This window comes from Pseudomonas sp. PB120, from assembly GCF_009761815.1.
GTDB lineage: Bacteria > Pseudomonadota > Gammaproteobacteria > Pseudomonadales > Pseudomonadaceae > Aquipseudomonas.
The window spans coordinates 1-4,587 of sequence record NZ_RWIN01000061.1 but is presented as its reverse complement, the minus strand read 5'-3'; the positions used below and the strand labels follow the sequence as shown (position 1 = coordinate 4,587).

At 61.6% G+C, this 4,587-nt stretch carries 5 protein-coding genes; 4 read left to right on the top strand and 1 reads right to left on the bottom strand.

All coding sequences use genetic code 11. From position 1 onward, the window contains the following. Window positions 1-147: 147 nt before the first annotated feature. Window positions 148-726: a flavodoxin family protein gene (locus EJA72_RS12895; RefSeq protein WP_157711825.1), complete on the top strand. Its 579-nt coding sequence runs from the start codon at window positions 148-150 to the stop codon at window positions 724-726. A gap of 11 nt (window positions 727-737) precedes the next feature. After that, complete coding sequence (locus EJA72_RS12890; RefSeq protein ID WP_157711824.1) at window positions 738-1,562, top strand: alpha/beta fold hydrolase; 825 nt, start codon at window positions 738-740, stop codon at window positions 1,560-1,562. Between the two features lie 117 nt (window positions 1,563-1,679). On the opposite strand, the gene EJA72_RS12885 is transcribed toward EJA72_RS12890, so the two are convergent. Next, complete coding sequence (locus EJA72_RS12885; protein WP_157711823.1) at window positions 1,680-2,120, bottom strand: helix-turn-helix domain-containing protein; 441 nt, start codon at window positions 2,118-2,120, stop codon at window positions 1,680-1,682. Between the two features lie 209 nt (window positions 2,121-2,329). Here EJA72_RS12885 and EJA72_RS12880 point away from each other — a divergent pair, with 209 nt between their 5' ends. Then, window positions 2,330-3,313: an MBL fold metallo-hydrolase gene (locus EJA72_RS12880; protein WP_157711822.1), complete on the top strand. Its 984-nt coding sequence runs from the start codon at window positions 2,330-2,332 to the stop codon at window positions 3,311-3,313. Window positions 3,314-3,346: 33 nt separating this feature from the next. After that, entirely contained in the window at window positions 3,347-4,267 is a 921-nt protein-coding gene (locus tag EJA72_RS12875) for a LysR family transcriptional regulator (protein WP_157711821.1), read from the top strand. Window positions 4,268-4,587: the final 320 nt, after the last annotated feature.

Sequence of the window (4,587 nt, the reverse complement as noted above, 5' to 3'; positions counted from 1 at the left end):
CCTGCTCGCGATGGCGGTGTGTCAGTCACCAACGATGTTGAATGTGCCACCGCATCGCGAGCAGGCTCGCTCCTACAGGGGATTGCGTTGATTGGCCGGCAGTGGGGTCGTGTTGAAAAAGGGATTGTTCGTCATGAGGACGCCGGAATGAGCAACGTGGTGGTGGTCTATCACAGTGGCTACGGGCACACCCGCGTCATGGCCGAAGCCGTGGCGCAAGGGGTGGAAAGGTATCCGGGCAGCACCTGCCAATTGATTCCGGTGGAGGAAGTGGAGGGGCACTGGGACCGTTTGCACCAGGCGGACGCGATCATCTTCGGGGCCCCGACCTACATGGGCAGCGCTTCGGCGCCCTTCAAGGGCTTCATGGAGGCCACGGCTGCGTTTTATCTGGCTCAACCCTGGCGCGACAAACTTGCGGCCGGGTTCACCAATTCCGGCTGCCTGTGCGGCGACAAACTCAACACGTTGCTGCAGATGGCGGTGTTCGCCGCGCAGCATTCGATGATCTGGGTCGGTCTGGACCTGCTGCCGGCGCGCAGTGCCACGGGCGTGTTCGACGGGCAACTGAATCGCCTCGGCAGTTCGCTCGGCGCCATGGCGCAATCGAACGTCGAACAGACCCCGGACCTCGCCCCACCCGCCGAAGACCGCCGCACCGCTGCGCACTTGGGCGAGCGCGTGGCGCGACTCGCCGAACGCATGAATCACCCCAACCCTCGCTAAGGAGACACCGCATGAGCACGTTCACCACCCGAGACGGCACCGAGATTTATTACAAGGACTGGGGCACTGGCCAACCCATCGTGTTCAGCCACGGCTGGCCGTTGAATGCCGACAGCTGGGAATCGCAGATGATCTTCCTGGCCTCCAAGGGCTATCGGGTGATCGCCCACGACCGCCGGGGCCATGGCCGCTCCAGCCAGCCTTGGACTGGCAACGAGATGGACACCTACGCCGATGACCTGGCGCAGTTGATCGAGTTGCTGGACCTCAAGGACGCCGTGCTGTTCGGCTTCTCCACCGGCGGCGGCGAAGTGGCGCGTTATATCGGTCGCCACGGTACCGATCGCGTGGCCAAGGCCGGGCTGATTTCCTCGGTGCCGCCGCTGATGCTCAAGACCGAAGCCAACCCGGGCGGTCTGCCGATCGAAGTGTTTGACGGCATTCGCCAGGCGTCTCTGGTCGACCGTTCACAGCTGTACATCGACCTCGCCAGCGGGCCGTTCTTCGGCTTCAACAAGCCCGATGCCAAGCCGTCGCAAGGCATGATCGACTGGTTCTGGATGCAAGGCATGACGTCCGGGCACAAGAACGCCTACGACTGCATCAAGGCGTTTTCCGAAACCGACTTTACCGAAGACTTGAAGAAGTTCGACATCCCGACCCTGGTGGTGCATGGCGATGCCGACCAGGTGGTGCCGATCGAAGCGGCGGGCATTGCGTCGGCGAAGCTGGTGAAGGGCTCTACGCTGAAGATCTACCCGGGCGCGCCCCATGGCTTGACCGATACCCATAAGGACCAGCTCAACGCCGATTTGCTGGCGTTCCTCAAAGGCTGATCGAACGCTCGCTCCTGCTTTCTGTAGGAGCGAGCTCGCTCGCGAAAAACGTTCAGGCGCCGCGTTGTTTCAGTCAGCCCGCGTCATCGTTCACGACCATCGCGAGCGAGCTCGCTCCTACAGTGAATTGAGGTGAGCGGCGGGGTGGTGAACGGCAGGGGATACGCGCACATGGCGACACCGCCAGGCGAACGGGTTGATGCCTTCGCTGCGGGTGAAGATATGGCAGAAATGCGCCTGGTCGCAGAAGCCGCATTCGAGGCTGATTTGCGTCAGTGTCAGGTCGGTGCTCTGGATCATCTGCTTGGCGCGGGCAATGCGCTGGTGGCGAATCCAGTCCTGCGGCGAGAGCCCGGTGCTGCATTTGAAGGCGCGGGAAAAATGACTGCGCGACAGGGCGCAGGCGCGGGCCAGTTCGGTCACTTCAACGCTTTCACCGAGGCGTTCGAGAATCAGTTGCTTGGCCAGCCGTTCGCGCCACGGGGTCAGGCCGCCGGTGGTTTTTTTTTGCGTGTCAGGGGGCATCGCGAGGGCGACGTTTTGCTGAGAATGGGCCATGACAGATGTCCTTGTCGGTGAGCTTCATTCTTGGGTGAGCAGCGGCGGCAGGCGAGTTAAACGTTGTTAATTCCTTGTTCGGTATTGGCGAACAACGGCCCTAAGTCAGCACATTGCTGCAATTTTCCATCGGTGAGAACCGTGCAAGATCGAGGTCAATGGGCGGCGTTGTACACGGTCGCTTTTCTGAATCGATCAAGGGTGAACGCATGAAACAATCTCTGGTTTGCGCGCTGGGGCTCGCGGTAGCGCTGGCGTCCGGTATTTCTTCGGCGCAGGCACCGGCGCAAGTCGGCACACAGGTGCCGGGCTACTTCCGCCTGGCGGTGGGTGATGACGAAGTGACGGCGTTGTTCGATGGCTACAACGACCTGTCGCCCAAACTGCTCAAGGGCCTGACCCAAAGTCAGATCCGCGCGCTGCTGGCCCGTCGTTCGATTGAAACCCCGGGCGTGCAAACCGCGTTCAACGCTTTTCTGATCAACACCGGCAAACAGCTGATCCTGGTGGACACGGGTGCTGGCCAGTGCATCGGCGCGACGGCGGGTATGCTCTCGGACAACATGAAAGCCGCCGGCTATGAGCCATCCCAGGTCGACACGATCCTGTTGACGCACCTGCACCTGGACCATGTGTGCGGGCTGGTCGACGCCGAGCACAAACCGGTGTTTGCCAATGCGACGGTGTACGCCGCGAAGGCAGAAGCCGATTACTGGCTCGATCCGCAGGCGCTCACCAAGGCACCGGAAGCGGCCCGGCCGTATTTCAAAATCGCCCAGGACTCGACCGCACCCTACGTCGCGGCGGGACGCTTCAAGACGTTCGACGCTGGCCAGTCGCCGGTGCCGGGTGTCGAGGCCACGCTGGAAGCCGGGCATACGCCGGGCAGCACCACGTACCGCTTCACTTCACAGGGGCAGAGCATCGTGTTCATGGGCGACCTGGTGCATAACCTGGCGGTCCAGTTCCTGCACCCCGAAGTGTCGATCGGTTTTGACGTCAACAGTCAGCAGGCGATCAAGAGTCGGGCCAAGGTCTTCAGCGATGCCGCCGCCAGCAAGACCTGGGTCACCGCGGCGCACCTGCCGTTCCCGGGCATTGGTCACATCGTGGCAGAGGACAAGCACTTTCAATGGGTGCCGGTTGAATACGGTCCTTACAAACGTGCGGCCAAGGTGCCGCTGATCGAGTAAAGTTCGCCGTATTCACACAAGGGAACCGTGCCTATGAACCGTAACGATCTGCGTCGCGTCGACATGAACCTGTTGGTGATTTTCGAGGCGTTGATGTTCGAAAAGAACCTGACCCGCGTGGCTGAAAAGCTGTTCATGGGCCAACCGGCGGTGAGTGCGGCGCTGGGGCGGTTGCGGGATTTGTTCGACGATCCGCTGCTGTTGCGCAACGGCCGTGGCATGGAGCCGACGGCGCGGGCGCTGGCAATTCTCAAAGAGTTGCAGCCGGCGATGGATGTGATTTCCGGGGCGGTGAGCCGGGCCAAGGAGTTCGACCCGACCACGAGCAGCGATGTGTTTCGCATCGGGCTGTCGGACGATGCGGAGTTCGGTTTGTTTCCGCCGTTGCTGCGGCAATTGCAGGAGGAGGCTCCGGGGATTGTCGTGGTGGTGCGCCGCGCCAACTATCTGCTGATGCCTGCATTGTTGGCTTCAGGTGAAATTTCGGTCGGGGTGAGTTACACCACGGAGTTGCCGGCGAATGCCAAGTGCAAGAAGTTGCGGGACATTCCCTGCAAGGTGTTGCGTGGGGACAAGCGGCCGGGGCTTTTGACGCTGGATGAATACTGCGAACGGCCCCATGCGATGGTGTCTTTTTCGGGTGACCTGAGTGGCAATATTGATCTGGACCTGGCCAAGGTGGGGCGTAGCCGTCGGGTGGTGTTGGGCGTGCCGCAATTCAGTGGATTGCGGGCGTTGCTGGCCGGGACGGAGATGATTGCGACGGTGCCGGATTATGCGGCGTGTGCGTTGGTGGAGGGGTGTGCGCTGAGGGCGGAGGATCCGCCGTTTCCCATTGATGCGGCGCAGCTGTCGATGGCGTGGAGTGGGGTGCATGATAATGATCCGGCGGAGCGGTGGTTGCGGGCTCGGATCAGTGAGTTCATGTCCAGGCCTTTGCCGGTTTTGGCTTGAACGTGGCGGCCTTTGGGCCGACCAGGTTCGCTTGGGTTGTGTACATATCCGTTGCTGCGGTAAGGGCCACTTAGGGTTTCGCCCTTACGGCGACTCACTTTTTTTTCAAACGCCAAAAAAAAGTAAGCAAAAAAAGGCTCGCCCCAAGCGTCCGGCCCCTCGCTGAGGCTCGGCGTTCCTTCGCTCCGGTATTCATCCGGGGACACTGCCCTCCGGTTGGCTTCGCTGCACCTACATGCAGCGTGTTCGACTGCGTCGAACGGCGCTGCGCGCCACTCCCCGGATGAACACCTCCACTCAGCCTCCCGACGGGGCGGGTG